We start from the raw sequence: 25,915 nt of genomic DNA, 5'->3' as shown, positions 1-25,915 counted from the left end.
TCAAGAACTTATGAATCAAACTGAAAAGATTTGATAAGCAAAAGTTGTATTACTCTGAAAACAAAAACAGAATCACAAATAAATTCTTCTTAACTTTACCACGGAAAAACCACTATTTCCCTTCACAAAAAAAGTACAATAATGAAAAATGATTTAATACGTTTTGATTGGGGAATGAAACGCCTATTAAGAAATAAGGCGGATTACATAGTTTTAGAAGGATTTCTTTCAGAATTAATGGAGGAAGATATCATCATTGATAGTATATTAGAAAGTGAAGGAAACCAAGAAACAGCTTCTGATAAGTTCAATATGGTTGATATTTTGGTTAAAAATCAAAAAGGAGAATATGTTATTATTGAAGTGCAAAACCAATTAGAGTACAATTACTTTCAGCGTATGCTTTATGGTACATCTAAAGTCCTTACAGAATACATTTCTTTAGGTGAGTCATATCAACATGTAAAGAAAATTTACTCAGTAAATATTGTTTATTTTGATTTAGGTCAAGGTGCAGATTATGTTTATCATGGGAAAACAAACTTTAAAGGTATTCACCAATATGATGAACTAGAGCTATCTGGTAAACAAAAAGTATTCTTGGGAGAAGATAAAACTCCATCTGACCTATTTCCTGAATATTACATCATTAAGGTAAACCAATTTGATGACGTTGCTAGAAATACTTTAGACGAATGGATTTACTATTTCAAAAACAACGAAATTAAAGACAATTTTAAAGCAAAAGGACTAGAACAGGCTAAAGAAATTTTAAAAGTAGATAAAATGTCAAAATCTGAACAGGTAAGCTATAAGAATCACATCGTTAACCTTATGGATGAAGCTAGTAGAGAGCGTACTTTGGAAATGGAGGCGATTATTAAAGAGAGGGAAATTGGAAAGAAAGAACAATCAATTGAAACAGCTAAGAACTTTCTTAAAATGGGATTGTCAATTGAACAGGTAGCTAAAGGAACAGGACTGACAGTTGATGAAGTAAAGGCACTAGCCAAAAAATAGATACCACTTTTAGTTTAGGATGGCTTCCTATTTTTTAATACATTTTAAATGGTAAAGTTTAAACCTTTCTATAAAAAAATCTTATTCCCAAAACCAATTTTGATAAATTTAGCTGATAGATAATTCAAAGGATCTAATCCAAAAAAGTATTTGATACAAACTGTACCTAAGAGACGCAAGCGGAAACATAATGTCCATTGTAAAAGACGGCAATATTTCCGAATTGCCTATATATGGCAGCAATCGTCTAGGACAATACGAGACCTCCGATCTAGTACCAAAGTCATCAACTACATTAGGCCAAAGAAGATTTGAGTTTAGTAATCATTTAGGTAATGTTTTGGTTACTATGAGCGATGAGGGTGATATATTGTCTTATTCAGATTACTATCCTTTTGGATTGAACATTGAAAGTCGTTCTTGGAGGAAAGAAGGGTATAGGTATGGGTTTAATGGGAAAGAAAATGATGCAGATTTAAGTAGTTCTCAGTTGATTCAAGATTATGGCTTTAGGGTGTATAATCCAGTGATTGGGAAGTTTTTGAGTGTGGATCCGTTAACTAAGTCTTACCCTTGGTATACACCTTATCAGTTTGCGGGAAATAAACCTATTTGGGCTGTTGATTTAGATGGTTTAGAGGAGTTGGTTCGAACTCAATATATATGGCATGGAGATGGATCAACCACGCTCGTAAATCGTCAGATTGAACATAGAAATGGAAATTGGGAAGGAACTAGATATAGGGATGGTTATTTTTTCGAAAATACTGGAAAGTATTATAGTGAGACAGGTCTTGATTTAAACAGTACAGCATTTACGACAATGCAAAATGATAACCCTATGCATTTTGCTGCATTACAATATCATAGAATGTTAGAAAGACAATCAGATGAACAATTAATTTTTGATGGATTGGCTTTAACAGGAGCAACGGTTGCTTTAACTGCATCTATATTTACAGCAAATCCAATGGGAGCAATGGCTGCATTTAATATCATGTCTTCAACTTTTGCAGTTGGTGCTACATCATCCAAATTAGGTTTTGATTTAATGGGTAGAGGGGACCTTAGTGCAAAAATTCCATCCTCACCATTAGGGGGTGTTGGAAGAGCAATGGATATTGGTTTTGAAACTGATTATTTTCAATCGTATGGTGATTTGGCAACAAATGCAATCATTATCTCTGGTAGTAAAGATCAATTTTTCAAACCTTCCGCATTTAAAAAACTAGATAATATCAATAAATGGGATACAATATTAACTGGAGAAGCTGGTTTTGAAGGGATTCTCAGACTTCCTCATATAGGAGTATTCAATAGCTTTGATGCGAGTAAGTACAATGACAACAGTAATACTTTTTTAAAGGAATTAGAAAAAATTAGAAATTATGAAAAATAAGATTTTTTTTAGATCAGAAGTTAATTTAAATAAAAAGTTATTGATAGCGTTTTTAACAAGGAGCTCCTTTTTTTTATTATTTTTGATAATCTCTATTGCCACATTAACTGTACCACTTATTTTGCTATATTTATTAGGGATTTTGTATATGTATTATACAGCATATAAAGATTTTAAAAATTACATTTTAGAAATAATATTAGAAGGAGAGATAATTTATATAAAAAACCAAACACTTAAAGGTATAATTACGCACAAAGAAAAACTTAATGATCTTAAATTGTATTTAATTTGTGCAAAATTAAGAACTGGCCACCGTTTTGAATTAAAAATGCTTTTTGATGAGTTGAAATTATCATTGATTTATGATGATATTGACGAAGGACGTGAACTAATTAAATTATACCAAATACTAAAACAGAAAAAAAATGAAAAACTGACTTGGGATGAAAAAACAGATATAAAAAGAATTTATGGAGAAGAGGCTATATTTATTTAGATTTTCGTTTTGATTCAAAGCCTTACATATTAATTAAAAAAGCATCAACTTAAAAATAAGCTAATCTATCCAACTAGATTGGCTTGTTTCATTTTAAAAAAAAGCTTTTTTGTATTAAAATACCTTACTATCATTATAAGAATTTGTTCAATCATTTTCCTATTATTCCTTTCAAATTTTTATGGTTTAGAAACTATTTGAAGAGTATTTTATTAAATATTGAGAGCTTAAATATCATTCAATAATATTATTAGAAGAACAAATCTTGCTTATTAATCCCATCTTTGGTTTCTTTGATACACCTAACAAATGTATGATAAAGTTATTTAAACTTCTTATTGAAAAATTTAATTCCCACATATAGTCTTGATAAATTCAAGCCGATAGGTAATTCAAAGCACCCATTCCAAATAGAAGTATTTGATGCCAACCGTCACTTTGAGGTACAGTACCCTCATAAGCACGATTTTTTTGAGGTATTATTTTTAACTCAGGGATCAGGACTTCATGTGATAGACGACAACGAATACAAGGTTGAACCTCCTTGTATGTTTTTTTTAAGTCCGGGTCAAGCTCACAAATTGGAATTATCAAAAGACATTGCAGGCTATATATTTCTGTTTACTGCAGAGTTTTATTTAATCGATAAGAGTAACAAAAACAAGCTGCTTGAATTTCCATTCTTTTTTAATTTAAAACAGGAGAACCCTCCCCTTAAATTAGAGAAACCAAATGATGTGGCATTTATCACTCAGTTGTTTGTTAAGGGCTGTGATGAGATGGATCAGACAGATGTCGTTTCTCACGAAATGGCCAATTCTATTTTAGATTTGATATTAAATACTTGTAATCAGATCTATCCCAAAGAACAAAGAGCTATTGAAAAAGGTAAGGGGCATTTGATTGTCAAACGTTTTAGAGAATTGATTGAGGAAAAATACCAAGACAATTTATCGGTAAGAGATTTTGCCGAATTCCTTAATGTGACTGAAAATCACTTGACTCAAACGGTTAAAGGACTGACTGGTAAAACATCGAAAGAATTAATCAAAGATAAGCAAGTACTTGAAATTAAGCGACTTCTAAAGCATACTGACATGTCGGTGACGCAAATTTGCCACTATCTAAACTTTAAAGATCAATCTTATTTTAGTAAGTTTTTTAAGAAGTTGACTGGACAGACACCAAATGCCTTTAGAGAGGAATCATTGAAAAGTACCTAAACTTTATTTAAAATCACCACAAACTTATTGATTATTATCTCCACATTTGTGATAGACAAAAAAGCAATTCATTAAAAATATTATATACAATGGCAAATTACTTCAATACACTTCCGTTAAGAGAGCAGTTACACCAACTGGGACAATGTAAATTCATGGACAGCTCAGAGTTTACAGATGGCGTTGAGGCTTTAAAAGGTAAGAAAATCGTAATCGTTGGTGCAGGTGCTCAAGGATTAAACCAAGGTTTGAACATGAGAGATTCTGGTTTAGATATTTCTTATGCTTTAAGACAAGTAGCAATCGATGAGAAAAGAGCATCTTTTGTAAACACTTCTGAGGCAGGGTTCAAAGTAGGTACTTATGAAGAAGTAATTCCTACAGCTGATTTGGTAATCAACTTGACGCCAGACAAGCAACATACAAATGTTGTTGAGTCAGTAATGCCATTGATGAAACAAGGAGCTACATTATCTTACTCTCACGGTTTCAATATCGTTGAGGAAGGAATGCAAATCAGAAAAGATTTAACTGTGATTATGGTAGCACCTAAGTCTCCAGGATCTGAAGTTAGAGAAGAGTACAAGAGAGGATTTGGCGTTCCAACTCTAATCGCTGTACACCCAGAAAACGATCCAGAAGGAAAAGGTTGGGCACAAGCGAAAGCTTATGCAGTAGCTACTGGTGGTGATAGAGCAGGTTGTTTGAAATCTTCTTTCGTTGCTGAGGTAAAATCCGATTTAATGGGTGAGCAAACTATCCTTTGTGGATTGTTGCAAACTGGATCTATCCTTTGCTTCGACAAAATGGTTGAAAAAGGTATTGATGCTGGTTGGGCTGCTAAATTTATCCAATACGGATGGGAAGTAATCACTGAGTCATTAAAGCACGGAGGTGTATCAGGTATGTTGGACAGATTGTCTAACCCTGCAAAAGTGAAATGTTTCGAAGTGTCTGAAGAATTGAAAGACATCATGAGACCATTATTCCAAAAGCACCAAGACGATATTATTTCAGGTGAGTTCTCATCTACTATGATGAAAGACTGGGCTGAGGATGATAAAAACTTGTTGAACTGGAGAGCATTAACAGCAGAAACTAACTTCGAGAAAACTGCTCCTGCTGATGTTGAAATCACTGAGCAAGAATTCTACGACAAAGGTTTGTTGATGGTTGCTATGGTTAGAGCTGGTGTTGAGTTGGCTTTCGAAACTATGGTAGAAGCGGGTATCATCGGTGAGTCTGCATACTATGAGTCACTTCACGAAACTCCACTAATTGCAAACACAATCGCAAGAAAGAAATTGTACGAAATGAACAGAGTAATCTCTGATACTGCTGAGTACGGTTGTTACTTGTTCGATCATGCATGTAAACCATTATTAGCTGATTTCATGAAAGGTGTTGAAGCTGACATATGTGGTAAAGACTACAACGAAGGTAAAGACAACGGTGTAGACAACGTGACATTGATCAAAGTAAACGAAGCTTTAAGATCTCACGAAATTGAAGCAGTAGGAGCTAGATTAAGAGGAGCAATGACAGCTATGAAGCAGATTGCTTTAGGATAAGAAATTATCTGCCTTAAATAATATAAAACCCCACAAGTATTTCACTTGTGGGGTTTTCTTTATTCATAAAATTGACAACTAATGATCATCATCTAAGTATCAATTTTACTTCAATAATAAAGACTCATAATGAGCGAATAATTGCTCAATATCTTCTTTCTTCTTAGTTTTCAATTTATTCTTTTTAGCAAAAGATACCATTGTTGATTTGTATTCTCCAAAGCAATTAAAAAACTCTTTACCTTTAGATGAAATTTCAATCAACTTGTTCTCTTTTTCTAAGTATAGTTTCTTAGAAACTAATTTGTATTCATCTTTTTGATCACTACTGTAAGAATTAGAGTTCTGAGCATCAACTTTTATGAAATCTTTAATATTTTCTCTGTACACATTGGTAGTTTCACCTTTAAAAACCACTTCTAAGTAAGTACTTTTCTTTTTCAGTTTTCTTTTTTCAAAGACAATATTACCTTCTGATTTCCAACCGAATGTATCCACTTGTTTTTTATCAAGAATGATGATTGATCCATCTTCTTTTTTCAAAGCAAGATCATTTTTGTAAATATCCAGTTTAAGTTGAATATTTTCATGTTTTGTTCCATCATTCGTGATCACATAGCCATTATTCCAGTTTTTGTCATAAAACGGAGTGCCCTTATAGTTTTTTCCTTCACCCTCATAAATGAGATCTGTATTTAAGTGATCAGGATCCACCAATTCATACAAATTAGTGTTGGTTGAGATTTGTGCGAAGAGAAGATTTGATGAGAGTACAAAAAAAAGGGAGATGATTTTGTTAAAATTCATGGTAATTAGTATAGTTTTAAAGTATAATTGTCGGTAATTGAATTGGATTTTTTAAACGACAAAACTTCAAAAAATAAAACATAGGTTAATTATCTAAATATAACACATATGACACCATCCACTGTAATACTTATCATTTTTTTATATTTTATTATACTATTTGCCATATCATTTTTTACTTCTGAAAAAGGAGATCAACAATCCACCTCTTTTTTTACAGCCAATAAATCATCTAAATGGTATTTAGTTGCATATGGAATGGTAGGAGCAACCTTATCGGGTGTAACCTTTATTTCTGTACCTGGAATGGTTGCTAAGGGAGGATGGGGTTACCTACAGTTTATGATGGGAAATATGGTGGGTTATCTCGTCATCGCTTATGTTTTAATCCCTTTATTTTATAGTAAAAATTTAATAAGTATCTATGAATATCTGAAAGATAGGTTTGGGCCGATAGCTTCAAAAACTGGGTCTTTATTTTTTATATTATCACAAACTATTGGAGCGGCATTTAGGTTGTATTTGGCTGCTTTAGTCTTGCAAATAGCATTCTTTAGTGCTTTTAATATTCCATTTTTCATTTCCGTTTTGGTCATCATTTTACTGATTTGGTTATATACTTTCAAAGGAGGAATAAAGACGATTGTTTGGACAGACACTTTGCAAACTACATTGTTGCTACTCGCTGCAGTTTGGACAATTTATACTATTGCTGATGATCTAGGTTTAAATGCTTCAACGTTATACTCTACAATTACTGAAAGCGATATGTCAAAGGTATTTGATTGGAATTGGCAATCACCAACGTTCTTTTGGAAGCAGTTTATGGCAGGGATGTTCATTACCATTTCTATGAATGGCTTGGATCAAAATATCATGCAAAAGAATTTGACTTGTAAGAACCCTAAAGAAGCACAAACAAACGTACTATCTTTTGCTGCTGTGTTCTTTTTATTTACAGTTGTATTTCTTTCACTAGGAGTTTTGTTATATGAATACGCTGGATATAATGATATCACTTTACCAGCTAAAGCCGATGAATTGTATCCAACATTAGCCTTAAATTATTTCGGGACATTTACAGCAATAGTTTTCTTATTAGGTATCATTGCGGCTGCTTTTTCGAGTGCCGATTCAGCACTCACAGCACTAACAACATCATTTTGTGTGGATATTTTAGGAATGAACTCAACCACAAGATCAAACCTTAAAAGGAAATTAGTGCATTTAGGCTTTAGTTTGTTGTTGTTTTTAGTAATTGTGATATTCAAATCATTTAATAACGATAGTGTAGTATCTGATGTATTTAAAGCTGCTGGGTACACTTATGGTCCCCTTTTAGGACTATTTACTTATGGCATTTTCACTAAAAAATCAGTAGATGACTCCAAGGTGATTTTTATATGCCTTTTATCACCTGTTCTATCTTACATCATCAATTTAAATTCAGAGACGTTACTATTCGGATATAAATTTGGCTTTGAAATATTATTAGTCAATGCCGGTATTACAATATTAGGTTTATCAATGATACCTAAGAAATAGTTTTATGTATGTCGTTTTTTGTAATTGGTCGAATTAATCTGATAAATAGTTCAATTAATATAGTTTTGTTTTTATAGCTCTTTTGATCAAAACCATCGAAATTTAAAGAGTTGGATTTTTGAAAATGAAATGAATTAAATGGAAACTCGCAAACGAATCTTATCCCTTGATATATTTCGAGGATTGACTGTCATCCTCATGATTTTAGTAAACAACCCTGGTAGTTGGTCATTTATCTATCCACCATTAAAACATGCAGCTTGGCATGGTTGTACACCTACTGATTTAGTATTTCCCTTTTTCCTTTTTATAGTTGGTGTATCCATTTCCTTCTCTATGTTTAATGCGAAGGAAGATAAATTAAAACGACCAAAACTTTTAAGAAAAGCCATTTGGAGAGGAAGTAAATTAATTGGAATAGGATTATTTATTTCTCTTTTTCCTTTCTTTGACTTTTCAACAATGAGGATCCCAGGTGTACTTCAGAGGATAGGGTTGGTCTTTATCTTTGCCACTTCTATCTTCCTTTATTTCGATATCAAAAAAATTATTGGGATTATTTCCATACTATTAATTTCTTATTGGGGAATAATGACACTCATTCCTATACCAGGAATTGGAGAGGCAAATTTGGATGATCCAAACAAAGTTCTATCCGCCTATTTAGACTTTAAATTGATGGGAGGTCACTTATGGAGTGGTACAAAAACATGGGATCCTGAAGGGTTATTATCAACACTTCCAGCCATAGCAACAGCATTATTAGGTATTATTGCGGGTATATTGATAAAGACTAAGAGAGAAGATCAAATAGTAAAGCTATTATTATTTATTGGAGCAGGTCTTCTTATCTTAGGTTATTTCTGGGGTATAGTTTTTCCAATCAATAAAAGCTTGTGGACGTCAACATATGTAGTATATACAGCAGGTTGGGCATACCTTACTCTAGGTATCTGTTACTATATTTTTGATGTGAAGCAATATTATCCAAAGGTAAGTATTGTCCCTAGAGCATTTGGTTTAAACCCTATGATCGCTTACGTTGTTGCCGAACTATTTGCTAAGTTATTGTATCTAATTCAAATAGAAGGGGTTTCAGTAAAAGAACATCTTTACCAATTAATTATGAATGTAGGGTGGAGTAATGAGATGGGTTCGCTTGTTTTTGCTTTAAGTTACTGTAGTTTGATTTTTGTATTTGTACATATCTTATACAAAAAGAATATTGTAGTAAAAGTATAAGTGATGTTGAAGTGAAAAAATCATCATAAAACAAAAAGCCATTTGACGTCGACATCAAATGGCTTTTATATATTCTAGAATGAATTCTAGTTAAGCTCAGAAACAATATTAAATGTATCTCTAGCTATCATAACTTCTTCGTTGGTTGGAATTACACAAACTCTAACACCTGCATCATCAGGAGAAATGTCTGCTTCAATACCCATTACCTTATCATTCTTTTCATCATCTACTTTAATGCCAAGGCCTTCTAATCCTCTTAGGATTTCTCTTCTTGCCATAGCAGAGTTTTCACCAATACCACCAGTGAAAATGATAGTTTCTACACCACCCAATGAAGCTAAATAAGTACCAATATACTTTTTAACGTCATAATGGAACATTTGTAATGCTAATTTAGCATCTTCATTTCCTTTAGCGGCTGCGTTAGATACATCTCTGTAATCAGAAGAAACTCCTGAAATACCTTGTAAACCAGATTTTTTATTGATCAAATTAGAGATGCCGTTTAAATCTAGGTTTTCATGTTCCGCAATAAACGGAATAGCACCTGGGTCGATTGATCCACAACGAGTACCCATCATTAAGCCGTCAGTAGGAGAGAATCCCATAGAGGTCTCAATTGATTTACCATTTTGGATGGCAGCTAGTGAACCTCCATTACCTAAGTGACAAGTGATAATCTTCGAAGTTTTATCATCTCCGTAAATTTCTTTTGCACGTAAAGAAACATATTGGTGAGAAGTACCATGGAAACCGTACTTTCTTAAGCCATATTTCTTATAAAGCTCAATTGGTAATGCATAAATAGCTCTGTGTTCTGGAATACTGTGGTGGAAGGCAGTATCGAAAACACCGACTTGTGGAATTCCAGGAATAGCTAAATCCATAGCCTGAACTCCTTTAATGTTAGCTGGATTGTGAAGAGGTGCTAATTCAATACATGATTCAATGCCATGCATGACATCATCATTAATTAGTACACTTTTAGAGAATGCTTGTCCACCATGAACAATACGGTGACCTACACAAGTTAATTCGTCTAAATCTGAAATGATCTCCATTTCTTTATCCGTTAAAACACTCAAAAGGAATTCAATACCTTTAGCATGATTAGGGATGTTTAGTTGGAGAGTCTCTTTTTTGCCTTTGGCGTTTTTAACTGTAATGGACGCGTCTGTAAGTCCAATTTTTTCAATTAATCCTTTACCGATTACTTCCTCAGAAGGCATGTCGATAAGTTGGAATTTAATTGATGAACTTCCAGAGTTAAGTATGAGAATTTTCACTATTTAAATGAATTTACTTTGTATATAATTTTTCGTAGTCACAATATCATATTATGAATCTTAAAAAATGGGGATTAAAATCATCATTTTGGAATTATTAATGATTTAGGACATTAGTTGATATAATTTCTATTATCAAATAGTTTTTTGATGATTTCAAAATAGAACACAAATAATTTTAGAGAATAAAAAACACGAGTAGATCTTTTTGTCTTAATAATAAAAAAAAGCTACCTCAAAAGTGGAGGTAGCTCATTCATTTTATCTTTTAATTATTATTAGGCCTCTATTTTTACACCTAACAACAATACATCATCAGTTTGTTTTTCTGGTTGAAGACTATCTGCATTTTTCCAATTCTCGAAATAAACATTAAATGCTTCTTTCTGTTCAATCATTGGTTTTTCAGAAAGTTCAAGAATCATTTCCTTTAATTTTTTACTGGAAATTTTTCTGTGATTTTCTCCTCCAAATTGATCTTGATAACCATCTGAGAATAAATAAAAGCTAGTAGAGCTATTTAAGGCAATACTATGTTCTTTCATCACCATTTTATTTATTTCGGTACCTAAACTTAGGCGTTCTCCTTTGACAGTGTATATCTTTTTGTTTTGAACAAATACCAATGGAGTATGTGCTCCAGCAAAAGTGACTTTCTTAGCTTTTCTATCCCAAACAATAATACCTAAATCCATACCGTCTTTGGAGTCTTTATTATCCCCTCCAAGAACGTGAGTCAGGTTTTGTTGCATCTCAATAATGATTCTAGCTGGGGAAGTTACACCTCTTAGATTTACAATTTTATCTAAGAATCCACCTCCCATCACTGACATCATCGCACCAGGTACACCATGTCCTGTGCAATCTGCAGCAACTAAAACAACTTTATTTTCTTTTTTGTTTTCTGCAACCCAATAAAAATCACCTGAAACAGTGCTTTTTGGTTGATACATTACAAAGAAATCTTTGAACAAACGTTTAAATTCTTCTAATGGAGGTAGAATATTACTTTGAATTCTTTTGGCATAATTGATACTATCTTGCAGATTCTTCGTGACGATGTTAAGTTCTTTGTTCTTTTCATCCATCATGTCACGTTGAGCTGCTATCTCTTCATTAATTTGTTCTAGCTCTACGTTTGTTTCTGTCATTTGATCATTGACAGCTTTTAGTTCTTCTGCCTGAGAAGTAATTTCTTCATTCTTATGAAGTAACTGAGCAGCCTGAGTTTCTAACTCTTCTTGTCTTTCCTCTAACTCAACAGTAGCTTCTTGTAATTCAGCAGTTCTTTCAACCACTTTTTCTTCCAATTCTTCTTTGGCTTTGGCTTCCATTTCAAGCATTTGCTTGATCGCTTCATTTTTTTGTTCTCTATAAACGGCGTATTTTTTACTTAACGCTAAGAATAAAAGGGGAGCAAGGAATAAATCGCCGAAATCTAAAGCATGTTCCGTGAAAAAGTTATCAGGAAGTTTACCCGTAGCAAATCCCACAAAAACAAATAGTCCAATACAGTAAAAACTCCATGCAGTGATATAATATCTAGCAATTCTTTGGCCTTTGCTGTAAGCAATAAAGCCAAGAATTAACGACATAATACTAAATGGTATTGAGATAGTTGTCACTAGCTTAATTGCTGCATAGTATGATAAGAAAATGCTTGTAAACACTGTGGCTATACCGAATATGAAACCAACGATATTCATACCAAATGCTACCTTCGAAAGTTTCCTTGTTTTTAGGAAGTATAAGTTAAAAAGAGATTCACCCAACATCCATAAAGCAATGGATAGTGGTGTAATCATATTGGCCATTTTCGGGAAACTCGGGAATAGATACTGGAACGTATGCCCTGTTAACGAGAAGGTAAATAATATTTTCGCTATTAATGGTAAAGGGTATAATAGATAAGAAAAATCTTTTGTAGGTAAATATGTTGTTACACTTAAAATACACAACATTAATAAGACACCTAGTATAATACCGTAAGTTACTTCATACTTTGAGTTAACCTCTGCATAATTCCAAGGTTTATAGAAAAATACTGGAAGCTTTACAATACCATCCGTTTTTACTCTGAAATAAATGGTAGCAGATTCTCTTGCTTGTAATTTGATAGGAAAAATGTAATTATGATGCTCTATGGGTCTAACATCAAAATTTACGTGATCACCCGTAACAAAATGATTTTCGAGTTTCTTATTTTTTACTAGATAAAATTCGATTTCATCCAATGGAGCATAAGGAACTTCTATCAACCAATCACTCACTTCTTCATCCATGTTTTGAATATCAACTTTAGCCCATAAAGAACCTTGGCCATATTCGAAGTTAACATTGGAGTTACTATTCCAGGGAGTGAATTTACTAAACGAAGGGACTGAGACTGATTCAAAGTCTTCTTCATTTAATTGATCCATGTAGTAATAAATAAAAGGAGCACCGTTGACAGATTCTTGTTGTTCCGATAAGTAAAGTACATCCTCCTGTAAAGCCGCAAAAGATAACATTGGGAATAAAATGCCCAACATTACAAATTTGAAAAAAAGTTTCATATCCTTTTTCGATGGAGTTTAGTTATTAATAAGTAGATGAAGTAAATTTACTATCAAAGTTCTAGTGTAAAGTGAGTCATTTATTGTAATAAATTGATTAGTAAGAAGGTAAATGATCACGTTAAGATTTAAAACTTCATTATTGAAAATAATTTCCTCGAAAAGTGCAAAAATAATGCCTAAGTATTTTTTGTTCAATCCCTATTGTGAGTTGGCAATCGTCAAAAACGCAAAATTTTATACTCCTAATAAACAGTTTAAAGCTTTAGTAAATGATTTATCACCTTTAATGATTTGGCTGTATGACTCTAAAATAAAGATTTTGAGTGATATACAGGTAAGTGAAGAATGGAAAAAGGATATTAAAAAGTTACATGAGTTTAAAGTTGATTTTGCAGATTTTGATACCCTCAAAGGTAAGTCAATCAAAATAGAAGACTTAGAGGTATGGGGGAAGTCACTTGATTATTTAACGATCTTATCTAAACCAACCTTTAAAGTGAAAGGGCTCGAAACATGGAGTGATAACGATAAGAATGTTTATGATCGATTCACAGGATATAAAGTCTTAAAATCGTTAGTTAACTCTACAAATACGAATTATATAAGTAAGGATTTGTTAGGTACTTTTTGTAAAACTAAAGAAGAGGTAATACTTAAGTTTCAGCAATTGTTTGCTGGGGAAAATAGAGGAGTAGTTTTTAAATTGCCTTTTAGTTCTTCAGGTAGAGGATTAATGCTTCTTAGAAAAGAACACATTAACCCTGCGATAGAATCTTGGATTGAAAGTGGATTATCAGAACATGGAAGAATATTGGTAGAACCTTGGCTAGATAAAGTTACCGATTTTTCAGTATTATTTAACTTTGAAAGTGAGGAGGTTAAGTTCTTAGGAATTTCCGTTTTTGAGTCTTTAGATTCAGGTCAATATGGGGGAAGTCTTTTAGGTAATTATGAAGATCTACTTCCTAATACTATTTCAGTCCAAATCCCCAAATTAATTGAAGATCTCAAAGGTGCTTTTCGTAACACAAATGAGTTTAAAGGGTTTAAAGGTAGGTTAGGAGTGGATGCTATGATTGTAAGAGATGTTATGGATAATTTGATTTTGCACCCTTGTGTAGAAATCAATCCAAGAACAACTATGGGACATATTTCTTTAGGTTTAAAAAAGGCTGTGTTAAACCCAAATCGTGCGAAATGGGTGATAACGACTAAACATCAAATAGCGAACTTTAAAACCTTTGAAATCGAAATGAGGAAGAAATATCCCTATCAAATAGAAAACAAAAAGTTAGTATCAGGATTTTTTCCTCTAGTTGATGTAAATTTGACAAAACAATATTATGCATACGTTTTAGCAGAATAGGCTAGACCATTTTTTATGAAAAAATATAGACTAAGATTAAACGAAATCAATTTTAGATTTTTACAAAGTATTCTATTGAAATTAGCTGAAGCATATAAAGAACGTATGCCAGAAGATATAAGTCATCAGCTACTTATCGAGTTATATGATGCTAAATTTAATATTTCAGTATTTGATATCCATAAGGAAAAGGTAATGCAATTAAATCGTTCTCAAGTGATGGCATTACACCTTTTTTTAGAGGAAATTCCTTTGAAAGGGGAAGTGGATATTATCAGAAATCAATTGTACAACGATTTTGATAAATTCCTAGCTTAATCTAAAGAGTGAGACAAGAGTTCTTGTCCAAATTTCATAACACTTTCCATCATGTAAGGGTGGGATAAAGAATGTCCACTTTTATCAATGATATTCAGCTGACTGTTCGGAAGCATTTCATGGAGTTGAAGTGCGGATTTTGATGGAGTAACCAAATCATTTCTACCATGAGTGATATAAACTGGACAGATAATTTTGGAAGAGGTAATTAAATCTTCAATAGATTGATTGTTAAATAAGTAGGGTGATTGCAAAAAGTAATGATTTTCTATTCGAGCACAAGCAATAGCATATTTAGTTGGACTCCATTGATAGAGCTCTTCATAATTTGAATGAGGGTGTTCTGAAGCAAAAGACTCCCAAAGAAGCCAATTGGTACAAAATTTCTCAAAATCATCTCCATCCATAGCTTTTCTGTATGAATTTAAGAATTGAGTTAAGCTTCTTCTATCCACTCCATCGTGTAAAACGGAAGCAACATCGGCGTACATTGTTGGGGTAGCACCTGTAAACAACCATTCCAACTCATTTTGATTACAGAAAAATATTCCCCATAAATTCAATCCTTTTACCCTTTCTTGATGCAATGAGGTATAGGCTAAGGCTAACGTAGATCCCCAACTGCCTCCAAAGATATACCATTCATTAATGTGAAGTGTGGTTCTAAGAAGTTCTAGGTCTTTAATAAGATGAGCTAAAGTATTATTCTTTAAACTACCTAAAGGTTTACTATTACCACTACCTCTTTGGTCGATGCCGATTAAACGAACGGCAGGGGTGTTCTTGAAAATTTCTATATAAGCATCGCCTAGACCTGCTCCGGGACCGCCATGTAAATAGAGCACAGGAACACCCATCGGGTGACCCGATTGCTCATAATACAGTTCATGACCATCTTCAGTGATTAAATATCCGTGGTCGTAGGCATTCATTATTAAGGTTATTCTGGTTTAAGTTCTTCCAACTCATCCACCTGCATGGTCCATTCTTCCCATAGCTCTGTGGCTTCATCAAGTTCTTCTTTTACTTTCTGATACTGAGTATTTGTTTCTGCTAATTTATCAGGATTTCCGAATATTTCAGGATCTCCCAAGGAACCTTCAATTTCTTCTTTCTTTTCTTCAAGTTCCATGACCAATTCTTCGTATTTTTCCATTTCAGATTTGGCCTTTTTCATTTTCTTTTGCCACTCTTTCAAGTTGTAATTGACATGCTTTTTCTTCTCCTTTTTAGGTTTAGATTCTAAATTACCATCTTCTTGATCGAGCTTTTCCAAAAGTTCTTTTTCTTGATCTTGACGTTGTTTCCATTCTACCCATTCTAAATAAGTACCAGGATATTCTTTTAACTGACCGTCTTCGATATACCAGATCTTGTTGGCTACATGAGAAATAAAGTGACGGTCGTGTGATACAATCAAATATGTACCTAAATATTGCTGAAGAGCTTGTATAAGAATATTTACAGATGGAATATCTAAGTGGTTGGTCGGTTCGTCAAGCATCAAAAAGTTGGCTTCTGAGATAAGTGTTTTAGCTAAGGCTACACGAGATTTCTCTCCGCCTGAAAGTACTTTGATCTTCTTGAAAATCTCATCACCTCCAAATAAGAAACATCCAAGAATGCCTCTTAATTCTTGCTCTGTTTTATCAGATCCAGCTTGCTTTAGTTCATCAAGAATTTCATTTTCAACATTTAGATCCTCAAGTTGGTGCTGTGCATAGAAGGCTGTAATCACATTATGACCACCTTTTCTTTCACCTTTGTCGAAATCTTCGCGAGCAGAAATTAAACGAAGTAAGGTAGATTTACCTTTACCATTGGCACCAATGAGAGCTACTTTATCACCTCTCATTAATTGAAGGTTCGCATTTTGAAATATGATTTTTTCATCATAGGCTTTGTCGAAATCCACCAATTCAGAAATCACTTTTCCTGGCTGTTGGTTAAATTTAAAGTCCATGTTGATTTCCGGATTATCATTCCTAACATCCTCAATCATATCCATACGGTCGAGCATTTTTACTCTAGACTGTACTTGTTTTGCTTTTGTAGCTTTCGAACGGAAGCGCTCAATAAAACGCTCTGTTTCTTTTATTTTTTGTTGCTGATTTTCATAAGCATTCTTTTGAAGCTCAGCTCTTAATTTTCTTTCTTCTAAATAGAAGGAGTAATTACCAGAATAGGAGGTTAAACGCCCTTGTGATACTTCTACAGTTTGATTAATGGCTCTATCTAAAAATTCTCTATCGTGAGATACAATTAAAACAGCACCCTCGTAGGATGAAAGATAGTTTTCAATCCACTGTATTGAAGGAAGGTCCAAGTGGTTGGTAGGCTCATCAAGCATCAAAACGTCGGGTTTCATAAGTAATAGTTTGCCCAACATTACACGCATTCTCCATCCACCAGAAAAACTATGTAAAGGTCTTTCTAATTCGTGGTTTTTAAATCCAAGACCTGCCAAAATTGCCTCTGCTTTGGATTTAACGGTATAACCTTCCATAGCCTCAAATTTTTCTTGTAATGAAGCTAATTTTTCGACTAATTCTTCCTTGTAATCCGTTTCCATTTCATGAAGGATATTATCAATCTGTGCTTGAATTTTTAAGACAGGACCAAAAGCTTCCATCGCAACACTAAGAATAGATTCTTCAGTTTGATAGGATAGGAGATCTTGATTTAGGAATCCGATAGTACATCCTTTAGGCATTGTAATCGAACCCTCATCAGGAGTCAAATCGCCATGGATTAATTTTAACAATGTGGTTTTACCTGCACCATTGTGGCCCACAATACCTATACGGTTTTTAGGGTAAACAGTGAGAGAAGCATTTTGATACATGGTTCTGCTTCCGAAGTGGAAAGATACATTGCTAATCGCTAACATAAGGAAATTTATTAATCAAAAAATGGAATTACAATTTAGAAAAAAAGACCTACAACACGAATGTTATAGGTCTTTTGTTATTAGAGGAGGTTAATTACTTAACTTTCTCGATAACTGCTTTGAATGCTTCAGGGTGGTTCATAGCAAGGTCAGCAAGAACTTTACGGTTCAATTCGATACCTGCTTTGTTTAAGTTACCCATGAATACAGAGTAAGACATATCACCGTACATACGAGTAGCAGCGTTGATACGTTGGATCCATAAGCTACGGAAGTTTCTCTTCTTTTGTTTACGACCGATGTAAGCATATTGCCAGCCTTTTTCAACTGTGTTTTTTGCTACTGTCCAAACATTTTTACGAGCACCGTAATAACCTTTTGAGAACTTAAGGATTTTTTTTCTTCTAGCGCGAGACGCGACGTGGTTGACCGATCTAGGCATTTTTTTCTAATTTTAATAAGTTTTGTAAATCAATTTGTTTGATAAAGTAATTGTGAATCTTTGGATTATAACCAAAGCATTTTCTTCACGTTTACAGTATCCGCCTTGTCTACCTCACCCATCAAAGTTAGGTTACGCTTTTGTTTAGTCGTTTTCTTAGTTAAGATGTGCGACTTGTAAGCGTGCTTTCTTCTGATCTTGCCAGTTCCTGACAACTTGAAACGTTTTTTCGCTCCAGATTTAGTTTTAACCTTTGGCATTTTACCTTTCAGTTATTAAGAGCCTAAACTCTTAAGGTGAAACAATAATTAAACTACGCGATTACCTACGGCAGCCAATAGCCTCGGTATTTCGCTTGCATTGATTGTTATTTTACTAACAAAAAAATGCACACCTGTATAAAACAAGCGTGCAAATTTAATCAATATTCTTTGTAAATCAATACCTAATAAGGTTTATTTACTTAAATTATTTCTTAGGAACGTTTGGAGAGATAAACATGATCATTCTACGTCCTTCAACACGCATTTGACCTTCGATTTTTCCGTGTTCCTGAATTTTTTCAGCAAAACGTTGTAAAAGTTCTCTACCTCTATCTTTGTAGATGATTGTACGTCCGTGGAAGTGAACATACGCTTTTACTTTATTTCCATCGTTTAAGAACTTAACGGCGTGCTTAGTTTTAAAGTCTAAATCGTGTTGGTCTGTATTAGGACCGAAACGAATTTCCTTCACTACTGTTTTGGATGCTTTAGCCTTTAACTCTTTTTCTCTTTTCTTTTGTTCGTACTTGAATTTCGAGTAGTCAATGATTTTACAAACCGGAGGTTTTGCATTGGGTGAAATTTCTACTAGATCTAGATCCAAGTTTTCAGCGAGTTTTAAAGCCTCGTCTCTTGAAAATACACCGTTTTCTACATTGTCACCAACTAGTCGAACTTCTCTGACTCTAATTTGATGGTTGGTTCTATGAGAGTCTCTTGCCATTTAAGAACTTAATTTCGTTTGAAAATTTTTTAAAATTATTAAATTTTTGATTCTAAAATTAACTACTTTTGAATTAAGTTAACGGAATCATTAATTTCACCGCTAAGGTACTAACTTATTTTTTTCTTTAACTATAAATATCTCAGAAATATGTGAAAAATCAGATTTTTTGAGAAAACATAGAAACATTAACAATCAATTCAAGTTTTAACTAACATGAAAAAATACATTTTTTATTTACTATCATCTATTCTGATCATAACTTCATGTAGCAAAGATGAACCAATTCTTCCAGGTATACCAACAGGTTCAAACGACAAGGAATACCTAAAAGAATTGATGAGTCAATGGTATCTTTGGAATGATGAATTACCAGATCAAATTAATACAAATACATACAGTGATCAATTCACTATGCTGCAAGCACTTAGGAATGAGCAGGATAGATGGTCATTAATACAAGATAAAGCTGCATACGAAGCTTATTACCAATCAGGTACAGTAACAGATGAAAACTCGGGAGCACATGGTATTTATTTATCGGTTTTCGAAAATGGCGATCTTTATTTAAGATTTTCTTATCCTGGTTCTGAGGCCTTTGAAAAAGGTTTGACTCGTGGTACTAAAATCAATAAAATCAATGGTGTTGATGTCAATACTGTATCGGACGAAGAACTCAATAATTTATTAGGAGAGAATGTAAAAGGAGTAACCAATACATTTGACATTACTATTCCTGAAAGATACGTATATGATGACGAAGGGGTACTTGTAAAAAAAGAAGAAGAAACTAAAACTGTAGACATTACAAAAGAGGCTGTAGTTATTGCTCCAGTAGTTCATAAAAACATTATTAATGTAAAACGAGATGGACAAGTAGTTAAAGTTGGACACATCGTATTTATGTCATTCATTGAAACAGCAGAGGAAGCATTAAACACAGCATTCGCTGAATTTAAAGCTGCTGGAGTTTCAGAAGTGATTCTTGATTTACGCTACAATGGAGGTGGACGAGTAAATATTGCTGGTCAACTTTCAGGGCTCTTAGCTCCAGCTTCAGCAAATGGAAAAGATCTATTTAGATACAGACATAATGCTCTTCAAGTAGAGCAAAACAGTGATTATAAATTAGAATTGGAAGATGCCAATTTAAATTTAGATCGTGTATTTATGTTGACAACTGGTGGTACTGCATCAGCAAGTGAGTTAATGATAAATGCATTACGTCCTTTTATGGATGTACAAGTTGTAGGTGAGAGAACACATGGAAAACCAGTAGGAAGTTATGGTTTTGAAAATAATGATTTTATCTATTCAGTGATTTCACTCAGAATATTAAATGCAGATAACGAAGGAGATTATTTCGATGGTATTCCTGTAAATCAAGAAGCATTTGATGATCCTACTTACAATTGGGAAGATACTAGAGAGCCAATGTTGTATCAGGCATTACAAATGATTATAAATGGTGCTTATGATGCAGGTAATGCAGCAAGAATGGGCCATCCAACATTGAAAAATATGGCTGATCATGAAGATAAATATAAGGATGTATTTATTGTGGATCAGATAAATGAATAATCAGATACTGATTTAATAAACGAAACCCTTCAAAATAGTATTTATTTTGAAGGGTTTTTTTATACCTTTGTGAAAAAGTGGAAGATTTACACTTTCATCAGAATTATAGAAGTATTTGTTTTGTTGATCTTTTAAAATAATTTCGAGACAAGAGAAATCTCTATACCCAAATTTTATAAATCTTAGTTCAGTAAGATCAATTTTATACAATTCATACATGCAGTCTATCGGAAAAGTAGGGGTGCTAATTATAGCAGCAGGTAGCTCTAAGCGCTTAGGTAAACCAAAGCAGTTACTTGAATATAAAGGAAGAACCTTAGTACAACATAGTATTGACAAAGCAAAACAACTACAAAATGTTGATATTGCTGTTGTGCTTGGGGCTTATTATGACGAAATTAGTGATGTAATCAAAGAGGATGGAGTTCATATTGTCAATAATGAAACTTGGCAAGATGGGCAAGGAGGAAGTATTGCTAAAGGAGTAAAATTTTTTAATGATGCTGAAGAGAAATATTCTAAAGTATTGATCTTATTGTCTGATATGCCATTAGTCGATATCCCTCATTTAGGAAATCTGATAGAAAAAGCAAAAGACAGAAGAATTGTAATGTCTAAATATGATGGATTTACAGGAGTACCAGCTGTTTTTGATCAGACAGTATTTCCAGAATTGATGGCTTTAGAAGGTAATTTCGGTGCAAAATCGATTGTTAGAAAGAATAAACATTCTTATGCCTCTGTAGATTCAGAGTACCTTTCTTAGATGTGGATACTGAAAGTGATTATCACAAATTATTGAAGTATTCTAAAGAAATAGGAATGTAAAACATACGTTACAAAAAAAACATGAGTCATCCCTAATTTATATGACTATAATAATACAGGGATGACTCATTTTTATTTTTGAGCCAAAAAATAGTTATTGTAAGTACCAAATAACCTTAACTATTTAAAACTATGACTCATTCTACCCTTAATTTACTAAATAAAGTATTTACTAAGAAAAATAACCCAATCAATTATTTACTATCCCAAAGTCAAAACTATCTTTCTCCTTTACTCAAAGAGTTACATAAGACTCTTGATTTACGATTAGTAAAAACCTTTAATGAATTATTTCATTCAATATTAGAGAATAGAAATAATACAAAATCATTACTCTTGACAGAATTAGGCACTTTGCTTTCCGGTAATATCCATGGCAACGCTGGAGTAAAAAGAATTGGTAAATTAATAAGAAGTCATAACTGGTGTTCAAGTATAATTTCTGAGTTTTTTAGGAACAAAAGCTACGATAGAATTTCATCTATGCTCGCAGAAAAAGTTCGACCTATTTTAATTTGGGACGGATCAGTATTGGAGAAGCACGAGTCAATACGTCTGGAAGGTCTTTCGGCAGTCGATAGTAGTCGAGCCAAAAGGTTAGTGAAAATTAAACCAGGTTATTATAATCCTCCCGTTAAAGGTTTTATTCATGTACCTGGTTTTAAAGTTGAAGGAGTTGTTTTAACTGCACTATCTAAACGAGCATCTCTATTCGAATTCAATGTTTATTCGCGATCAGGTTTATTTAAAGAGTGGTGGTCTAATTTTATTTGGAGAGGTTTTAAGAAGTTACATAATCGCTTTCACAATGCAGTTTTACATGTTTTTGACAGAGGTTATGCTAATGTTACGGTCTTGGAATTTGCAGAACGATTTGAGCAAAGTTTCTTAGTTCGATGGATGTCTAACAAATATTTAATAGATGAAAAAGGTAAACGATTAACGCATCATATTTCAAGAGGAATGAAGAACAAAAGCTTTAAGGTGACTTTTGATAAAGAGCGTAAAAAGTATGCACGAAAACTTATTACTTGGAAAAAAGTCAAACACCCCGATATGAAAAATCAGGAATATACACTAATAGTGATTAGAGAATACAAACGTGCAGGATCTCCAATTTATTTACTCACAAATTTAGTTATTGAAACAAAGAATCAAGCGTGGGAAATGCTCTTTTCATATATGAAAAGATGGGAAGTTGAAGAAATGTTTAGATGTTGTAAAGCAGAATTAGGGTTGCAATCTATTAGAGTACAATCGTGGGAAGTAAGACTAAAACTAATAAATATAGCTCTTTTAGTTTATGAGTTTTTAATGGAAATAATACAAAAAAAGAGGCATTATGTTGAACGTTTAATCAACATATATGCCCCTTTGTTTGGAAGGAAAAGGAATAAATCTCCCTTTTATCGACTTCGAAAAGCTTTTGCATCCATTATAAGTAAATGGAAATCCTACGCTGAAATTTCATATAGGTATAATCCAATATTTAAGGGATGACTCATGTTTTTTATTTATTGAAACTGACTTTTGATTCTAATCTGAGTCAATTTATTTTTTGTATCCAAAGCAAAGTCATTATTTATTATCCAATCATAGTAATGTGGATCTTTCTTTAATGTATCTGCTACTGATTTACCTTTATATTTCCCAAAATTAAAAATGGGGTCGCCTTCGTTATTTAGTACCATTCTACCTGCAAAATCAACCAAATTTTTAGCTGTCAGTTCATGAAGTGCATTCATATCATTTTTAACAGGCTCATAATCCTTTCCGTTTTTATCTTTGATAGTTACCCCTTCATAATGTTTTACTTGAGCGTCGATCACATCAAGAGTAGCGATAGTGTCTGCTTCTGCAGAATGAGCATCTTCCAATTCTCTTCCACAATAGAATTTAAGTGCAGCACCTAAAGTTCGAGGCTCCATCATAAAGAAGATTTTTTGAGCATCAACTATTTTTCTTTGGCTAAAATCAAATTCTATACCTGCTCTAAGAAATTCTTCTGTGATCACAGGTAAATCAAATCTTAGCACATTATAACCACCAATGTCACAACCTTTCATAAAAGCGGCTACTTCTTTTGCGATTTGCTTAAAGGTAGGCATATCTTTTACGTCTTCATCATATATGCCATGTACTTTAGAAGAGGTACTAGGAATATGCATTTCTGGGTTACATTTATATGTTTTGATGGTTCTTTCTCCATTTATATCCGCCTTAACCATAGAAATTTCAATAATTCTATCTTTTGTAACGTTTGTTCCTGTAGTTTCAAGGTCAAATACTACTAAGGGGTTTTTTAAATTTAAATTCATTGTTGGTAGTATGGTTATTTTTTAATTTTTTTCATCAGAGATTTTTCCTAACCATAATTCTCTTAAATGAAGGGCTTGCGGTGAGCGCTTTCCATTTATTTCGAAAATATTATCTTCAGTCTGATGATTAATTACTGTTTTCGATTTCAATTTAACAATTTTACCTTGTCTTCTTACAGTAACTTTAATATTTGTGTTTTTTTTAGGAGAGTTTACCACTTCATTAATTATGTCTGAAATGTTCTCCATAGTGATCTCTTGCTTGTTATACTTTAAAAGTACATCGCCTAACTGATAACCCATTTTTTCCCCAAATTCATCTACATCGGAGAGGTCCTCAACAAATAGTTCATCTTGATCATTGATTGAGATTCCGATATTACCAAATGTACCGGTGGCAATTTCTCTACTTTCTGCGTAATCTATACCAACTTTAGCCATCATTTCTTCAAGAGGAAGAGGAGTGTTACTGTCGACATATTTTTTGAGGTATGTGGTTGTCTCTGGTATCCCACTTAATTCGCCAATAACAGTAAAAAGTTCTTCATCCTTAAAAGGTTTATCACTGCCGTATTTTTTAGACAGTTTGAGCATTAAGTCTCTTAAGTTTTGTGTCCCATTACTATGCTCTAGAATAACTAGGTCAAGCCCTAAGGCAATTAATGCTCCTTTTTCATAAACGTTAGGGTATTGATCTCCATATTTATCTAAACAGCCTTTACTCATGGTGGTGAAAGCAATGTTTCTATTGTATAACTTAGTGGAGTTTAAAATCTTTTTCCCTATAGAATTCATGTAGGTCGTACGATCAATTACACCGTTTTTAACTAAAGCTAGACCTGCAAAATATTCTGTTACTCCTTCATATAACCATAAGTGTTCTGACATTTTTGGCTCTATATAATCAAAATGAGCTATTTCTTCAGAATGAATACTTAAAGGAGTGAGAATATGAAAAAACTCATGGGCAGCAATTTCCTGAATTATTGGAATGATCATTTTAGGCTTTCCAGTAGGAAGGAAATAAAATGAACTGTTCCAGTGTTCCAATGCTCCCATAGCACCTGATACACCAGGTTTGTCGGTTAGATAAATAATAAAAGTATAATGGTTGGTGGGTAAATCGCCTTTCAAAAAGGTTTGTTGTGCTTTAAGAACCTTTTTTAGTTCTTTACTAATCAATTTAGCGGTTATTGATTTTTGTGGAGACCTTAATCCAATTTTTACTATTGTATTTCCAACTTGAATACTGGCTGTGTCGGGTTTAGAATACATGATGGGATTGTCAACCAAACGATGATAGGAAGGTGCAGTATATACATCTAAGCTATCGGTGTTTATTTCTTTACTTAAGGAAGTTACTCCATAGAGTTTTTCATTATTTATTACTTTTAATTCGAAAGTGTTTTCGACCATTCCATCAAAATATCCAAAAAAGCCATGGTTGTTAAGGACAAAGTTTTCATCCTTATCAATATTTGTTCCTGCAGGTTCAAATATTTTTTTGGGCAGCTTAGTATCCCATGTATCATCAACTAAATAAGAGATTTTCGATATGTTTTTGGTAGAAAGGATTCTCCAACGGTTATCATCAATTTTTTTAATTGATAGGGGTTGGCCCGAAGTATCGAATGCTTTTAAATCGGATATAAAACGACCATAATTATAAATTTTGTATGTACCAGGAACAATAGCAGGGAATTGGAAAATGAGTTCTTCTTCATTTAAATCATCAATACTTAATTCCACTTTCAGTTGATCATTATTTACCTCATTTAAATTAATCTGATATTTATAAATAAACGGGTTTTGTCCTAACAATTGAATCGCGAAAAAAAAGAATATTTGATAGCATAAGTAAAATTTAAATTTCATACTCATCATTAAATTAAAAAATGGTCAATGCTTGTTCCTAAAGATATATCTTACCACAGTCAAGTTGTCGCAAGATACAAAATAAGTATTGAATTGTTTAGTGAGTTGTTTTGATAAATTATCATCAAATTTTATCTATTTCTTAGAATTATACTTT

22 protein-coding genes are annotated in these 25,915 nt (G+C 33.0%); 12 read left to right on the top strand and 10 right to left on the bottom strand.

The window, feature by feature from the left end; translation table 11 throughout:
* Nucleotides 1-141: 141 nt before the first annotated feature.
* The 5 genes from MY04_RS06900 (at nucleotide 142) to ilvC (ending at nucleotide 5,712) form a co-directional block, all read left to right on the top strand.
* Complete coding sequence (locus tag MY04_RS06900) at nucleotides 142-1,020, top strand: Rpn family recombination-promoting nuclease/putative transposase (protein ID WP_066207987.1); 879 nt, start codon at nucleotides 142-144, stop codon at nucleotides 1,018-1,020.
* Nucleotides 1,021-1,210: 190 nt separating this feature from the next.
* Complete coding sequence (locus MY04_RS06895; RefSeq protein ID WP_066207985.1) at nucleotides 1,211-2,419, top strand: RHS repeat domain-containing protein; 1,209 nt, start codon at nucleotides 1,211-1,213, stop codon at nucleotides 2,417-2,419.
* Nucleotides 2,409-2,918: a hypothetical protein gene (locus MY04_RS06890; RefSeq protein ID WP_066207983.1), complete on the top strand. Its 510-nt coding sequence runs from the start codon at nucleotides 2,409-2,411 to the stop codon at nucleotides 2,916-2,918. The genes MY04_RS06895 and MY04_RS06890 overlap by 11 nt, the downstream gene beginning before the upstream one ends.
* A gap of 338 nt (nucleotides 2,919-3,256) precedes the next feature.
* A complete protein-coding gene (locus MY04_RS06885; RefSeq protein WP_066207981.1) occupies nucleotides 3,257-4,141 on the top strand; it encodes an AraC family transcriptional regulator in 885 nt (294 codons plus the stop codon).
* Between the two features lie 89 nt (nucleotides 4,142-4,230).
* Nucleotides 4,231-5,712: a ketol-acid reductoisomerase gene (ilvC, locus tag MY04_RS06880; protein ID WP_066207980.1), complete on the top strand. Its 1,482-nt coding sequence runs from the start codon at nucleotides 4,231-4,233 to the stop codon at nucleotides 5,710-5,712.
* A 105-nt stretch (nucleotides 5,713-5,817) separates the two neighbouring features.
* Here the strand turns inward: ilvC and MY04_RS06875 are convergent, their stop codons facing one another.
* A complete protein-coding gene (locus tag MY04_RS06875) occupies nucleotides 5,818-6,519 on the bottom strand; it encodes a hypothetical protein (protein ID WP_066207978.1) in 702 nt (233 codons plus the stop codon).
* Between the two features lie 108 nt (nucleotides 6,520-6,627).
* Between MY04_RS06875 and MY04_RS06870 the strand changes: the two genes are divergently transcribed.
* Both MY04_RS06870 and MY04_RS06865 read left to right on the top strand, forming a co-directional pair.
* A complete protein-coding gene (locus MY04_RS06870; protein WP_066207973.1) occupies nucleotides 6,628-8,064 on the top strand; it encodes a sodium:solute symporter in 1,437 nt (478 codons plus the stop codon).
* A 138-nt stretch (nucleotides 8,065-8,202) separates the two neighbouring features.
* Nucleotides 8,203-9,306, top strand: a complete 1,104-nt coding sequence (locus tag MY04_RS06865) for an acyltransferase family protein (protein WP_066207967.1) — start codon at nucleotides 8,203-8,205, stop codon at nucleotides 9,304-9,306.
* An 86-nt stretch (nucleotides 9,307-9,392) separates the two neighbouring features.
* Here the strand turns inward: MY04_RS06865 and MY04_RS06860 are convergent, their stop codons facing one another.
* Nucleotides 9,393-10,595, bottom strand: a complete 1,203-nt coding sequence (locus MY04_RS06860; RefSeq protein WP_066207965.1) for an acetate/propionate family kinase — start codon at nucleotides 10,593-10,595, stop codon at nucleotides 9,393-9,395.
* A gap of 278 nt (nucleotides 10,596-10,873) precedes the next feature.
* A complete protein-coding gene (locus tag MY04_RS06855; protein WP_084005797.1) occupies nucleotides 10,874-13,150 on the bottom strand; it encodes a 7TM diverse intracellular signaling domain-containing protein in 2,277 nt (758 codons plus the stop codon).
* Between the two features lie 112 nt (nucleotides 13,151-13,262).
* Here MY04_RS06855 and MY04_RS06850 point away from each other — a divergent pair, with 112 nt between their 5' ends.
* The gene (locus MY04_RS06850; RefSeq protein WP_158297605.1) at nucleotides 13,263-14,519 is read left to right on the top strand and encodes a hypothetical protein; all 1,257 of its coding nucleotides are present in this window, start codon (nucleotides 13,263-13,265) and stop codon (nucleotides 14,517-14,519) included.
* A gap of 15 nt (nucleotides 14,520-14,534) precedes the next feature.
* A complete protein-coding gene (locus MY04_RS06845; RefSeq protein ID WP_066207959.1) occupies nucleotides 14,535-14,837 on the top strand; it encodes a hypothetical protein in 303 nt (100 codons plus the stop codon).
* On the opposite strand, the gene MY04_RS06840 is transcribed toward MY04_RS06845, so the two are convergent.
* The 5 genes from MY04_RS06840 to infC all read right to left on the bottom strand — a co-directional run bounded on the left by MY04_RS06840 (nucleotide 14,834) and on the right by infC (nucleotide 19,156).
* The gene (locus MY04_RS06840; RefSeq protein WP_066207957.1) at nucleotides 14,834-15,769 is read right to left on the bottom strand and encodes an alpha/beta fold hydrolase; all 936 of its coding nucleotides are present in this window, start codon (nucleotides 15,767-15,769) and stop codon (nucleotides 14,834-14,836) included. The two genes, MY04_RS06845 and MY04_RS06840, sit on opposite strands and share 4 nt — an antisense overlap.
* 8 nt (nucleotides 15,770-15,777) lie before the next feature.
* Nucleotides 15,778-17,727, bottom strand: a complete 1,950-nt coding sequence (locus tag MY04_RS06835; protein WP_066207955.1) for an ABC-F family ATP-binding cassette domain-containing protein — start codon at nucleotides 17,725-17,727, stop codon at nucleotides 15,778-15,780.
* A 94-nt stretch (nucleotides 17,728-17,821) separates the two neighbouring features.
* Nucleotides 17,822-18,169 carry a 50S ribosomal protein L20 gene (gene rplT, locus MY04_RS06830; protein WP_066207953.1) on the bottom strand — a complete coding sequence of 116 codons (348 nt, stop codon included), beginning with the start codon at nucleotides 18,167-18,169 and terminating at the stop codon, nucleotides 17,822-17,824.
* Nucleotides 18,170-18,234: 65 nt separating this feature from the next.
* Entirely contained in the window at nucleotides 18,235-18,429 is a 195-nt protein-coding gene (gene rpmI, locus MY04_RS06825) for a 50S ribosomal protein L35 (RefSeq protein ID WP_044200946.1), read from the bottom strand.
* A gap of 208 nt (nucleotides 18,430-18,637) precedes the next feature.
* Nucleotides 18,638-19,156: a translation initiation factor IF-3 gene (infC, locus tag MY04_RS06820; RefSeq protein WP_066207949.1), complete on the bottom strand. Its 519-nt coding sequence runs from the start codon at nucleotides 19,154-19,156 to the stop codon at nucleotides 18,638-18,640.
* A 216-nt stretch (nucleotides 19,157-19,372) separates the two neighbouring features.
* Between infC and MY04_RS06815 the strand changes: the two genes are divergently transcribed.
* The 3 genes from MY04_RS06815 (at nucleotide 19,373) to MY04_RS06805 (ending at nucleotide 23,065) form a co-directional block, all read left to right on the top strand.
* Complete coding sequence (locus MY04_RS06815) at nucleotides 19,373-20,737, top strand: S41 family peptidase (protein ID WP_066207947.1); 1,365 nt, start codon at nucleotides 19,373-19,375, stop codon at nucleotides 20,735-20,737.
* Nucleotides 20,738-20,954: 217 nt separating this feature from the next.
* Nucleotides 20,955-21,503: a nucleotidyltransferase family protein gene (locus MY04_RS06810; protein ID WP_066207942.1), complete on the top strand. Its 549-nt coding sequence runs from the start codon at nucleotides 20,955-20,957 to the stop codon at nucleotides 21,501-21,503.
* A gap of 194 nt (nucleotides 21,504-21,697) precedes the next feature.
* Nucleotides 21,698-23,065 carry a transposase gene (locus MY04_RS06805; RefSeq protein ID WP_084005704.1) on the top strand — a complete coding sequence of 456 codons (1,368 nt, stop codon included), beginning with the start codon at nucleotides 21,698-21,700 and terminating at the stop codon, nucleotides 23,063-23,065.
* Nucleotides 23,066-23,079: 14 nt separating this feature from the next.
* Here MY04_RS06805 and MY04_RS06800 read toward each other — a convergent pair whose 3' ends face one another.
* Together MY04_RS06800 and MY04_RS06795 are read right to left on the bottom strand one after the other, a co-directional pair.
* A complete protein-coding gene (locus MY04_RS06800; RefSeq protein WP_066207940.1) occupies nucleotides 23,080-23,883 on the bottom strand; it encodes a 3'-5' exonuclease in 804 nt (267 codons plus the stop codon).
* Between the two features lie 21 nt (nucleotides 23,884-23,904).
* Nucleotides 23,905-25,758 (bottom strand): M61 family metallopeptidase, encoded by a 1,854-nt coding sequence (locus MY04_RS06795; protein WP_158297604.1) that lies wholly within the window; start codon nucleotides 25,756-25,758, stop codon nucleotides 23,905-23,907.
* Nucleotides 25,759-25,915 lie beyond the last annotated feature (157 nt).

The organism is Flammeovirga sp. MY04 (assembly GCF_001682195.2).
GTDB classification, from domain to species: domain Bacteria; phylum Bacteroidota; class Bacteroidia; order Cytophagales; family Flammeovirgaceae; genus Flammeovirga; species Flammeovirga yaeyamensis.
This window is presented reverse-complemented; position numbering and strand designations above follow the sequence as displayed.

Excerpts from the sequence above, each read along its gene's own strand:
- MY04_RS06855 (WP_084005797.1), bottom strand. The coding sequence starts at position 13,150 with ATGAAACTTTTTTTCAAATTTGTAATGTTGGGCATTTTATTCCCAATG.
- MY04_RS06840 (WP_066207957.1), bottom strand. The coding sequence starts at position 15,769 with ATGAATGCCTACGACCACGGATATTTAATCACTGAAGATGGTCATGAA.
- rplT (WP_066207953.1), bottom strand. The coding sequence starts at position 18,169 with ATGCCTAGATCGGTCAACCACGTCGCGTCTCGCGCTAGAAGAAAAAAA.
- MY04_RS06795 (WP_158297604.1), bottom strand. The coding sequence starts at position 25,758 with ATGAAATTTAAATTTTACTTATGCTATCAAATATTCTTTTTTTTCGCG.
- MY04_RS06815 (WP_066207947.1), top strand. The coding sequence starts at position 19,373 with ATGAAAAAATACATTTTTTATTTACTATCATCTATTCTGATCATAACT.
- MY04_RS06895 (WP_066207985.1), top strand. The coding sequence starts at position 1,211 with ATGTCCATTGTAAAAGACGGCAATATTTCCGAATTGCCTATATATGGC.
- MY04_RS06845 (WP_066207959.1), top strand. The coding sequence starts at position 14,535 with ATGAAAAAATATAGACTAAGATTAAACGAAATCAATTTTAGATTTTTA.
- MY04_RS06870 (WP_066207973.1), top strand. The coding sequence starts at position 6,628 with ATGACACCATCCACTGTAATACTTATCATTTTTTTATATTTTATTATA.
- MY04_RS06805 (WP_084005704.1), top strand. The coding sequence starts at position 21,698 with ATGACTCATTCTACCCTTAATTTACTAAATAAAGTATTTACTAAGAAA.
- ilvC (WP_066207980.1), top strand. The coding sequence starts at position 4,231 with ATGGCAAATTACTTCAATACACTTCCGTTAAGAGAGCAGTTACACCAA.
- rpmI (WP_044200946.1), bottom strand. The coding sequence starts at position 18,429 with ATGCCAAAGGTTAAAACTAAATCTGGAGCGAAAAAACGTTTCAAGTTG.
- MY04_RS06800 (WP_066207940.1), bottom strand. The coding sequence starts at position 23,883 with ATGAATTTAAATTTAAAAAACCCCTTAGTAGTATTTGACCTTGAAACT.
- MY04_RS06810 (WP_066207942.1), top strand. The coding sequence starts at position 20,955 with ATGCAGTCTATCGGAAAAGTAGGGGTGCTAATTATAGCAGCAGGTAGC.
- MY04_RS06850 (WP_158297605.1), top strand. The coding sequence starts at position 13,263 with ATGATCACGTTAAGATTTAAAACTTCATTATTGAAAATAATTTCCTCG.
- infC (WP_066207949.1), bottom strand. The coding sequence starts at position 19,156 with ATGGCAAGAGACTCTCATAGAACCAACCATCAAATTAGAGTCAGAGAA.
- MY04_RS06865 (WP_066207967.1), top strand. The coding sequence starts at position 8,203 with ATGGAAACTCGCAAACGAATCTTATCCCTTGATATATTTCGAGGATTG.
- MY04_RS06890 (WP_066207983.1), top strand. The coding sequence starts at position 2,409 with ATGAAAAATAAGATTTTTTTTAGATCAGAAGTTAATTTAAATAAAAAG.
- MY04_RS06900 (WP_066207987.1), top strand. The coding sequence starts at position 142 with ATGAAAAATGATTTAATACGTTTTGATTGGGGAATGAAACGCCTATTA.
- MY04_RS06835 (WP_066207955.1), bottom strand. The coding sequence starts at position 17,727 with ATGTTAGCGATTAGCAATGTATCTTTCCACTTCGGAAGCAGAACCATG.
- MY04_RS06875 (WP_066207978.1), bottom strand. The coding sequence starts at position 6,519 with ATGAATTTTAACAAAATCATCTCCCTTTTTTTTGTACTCTCATCAAAT.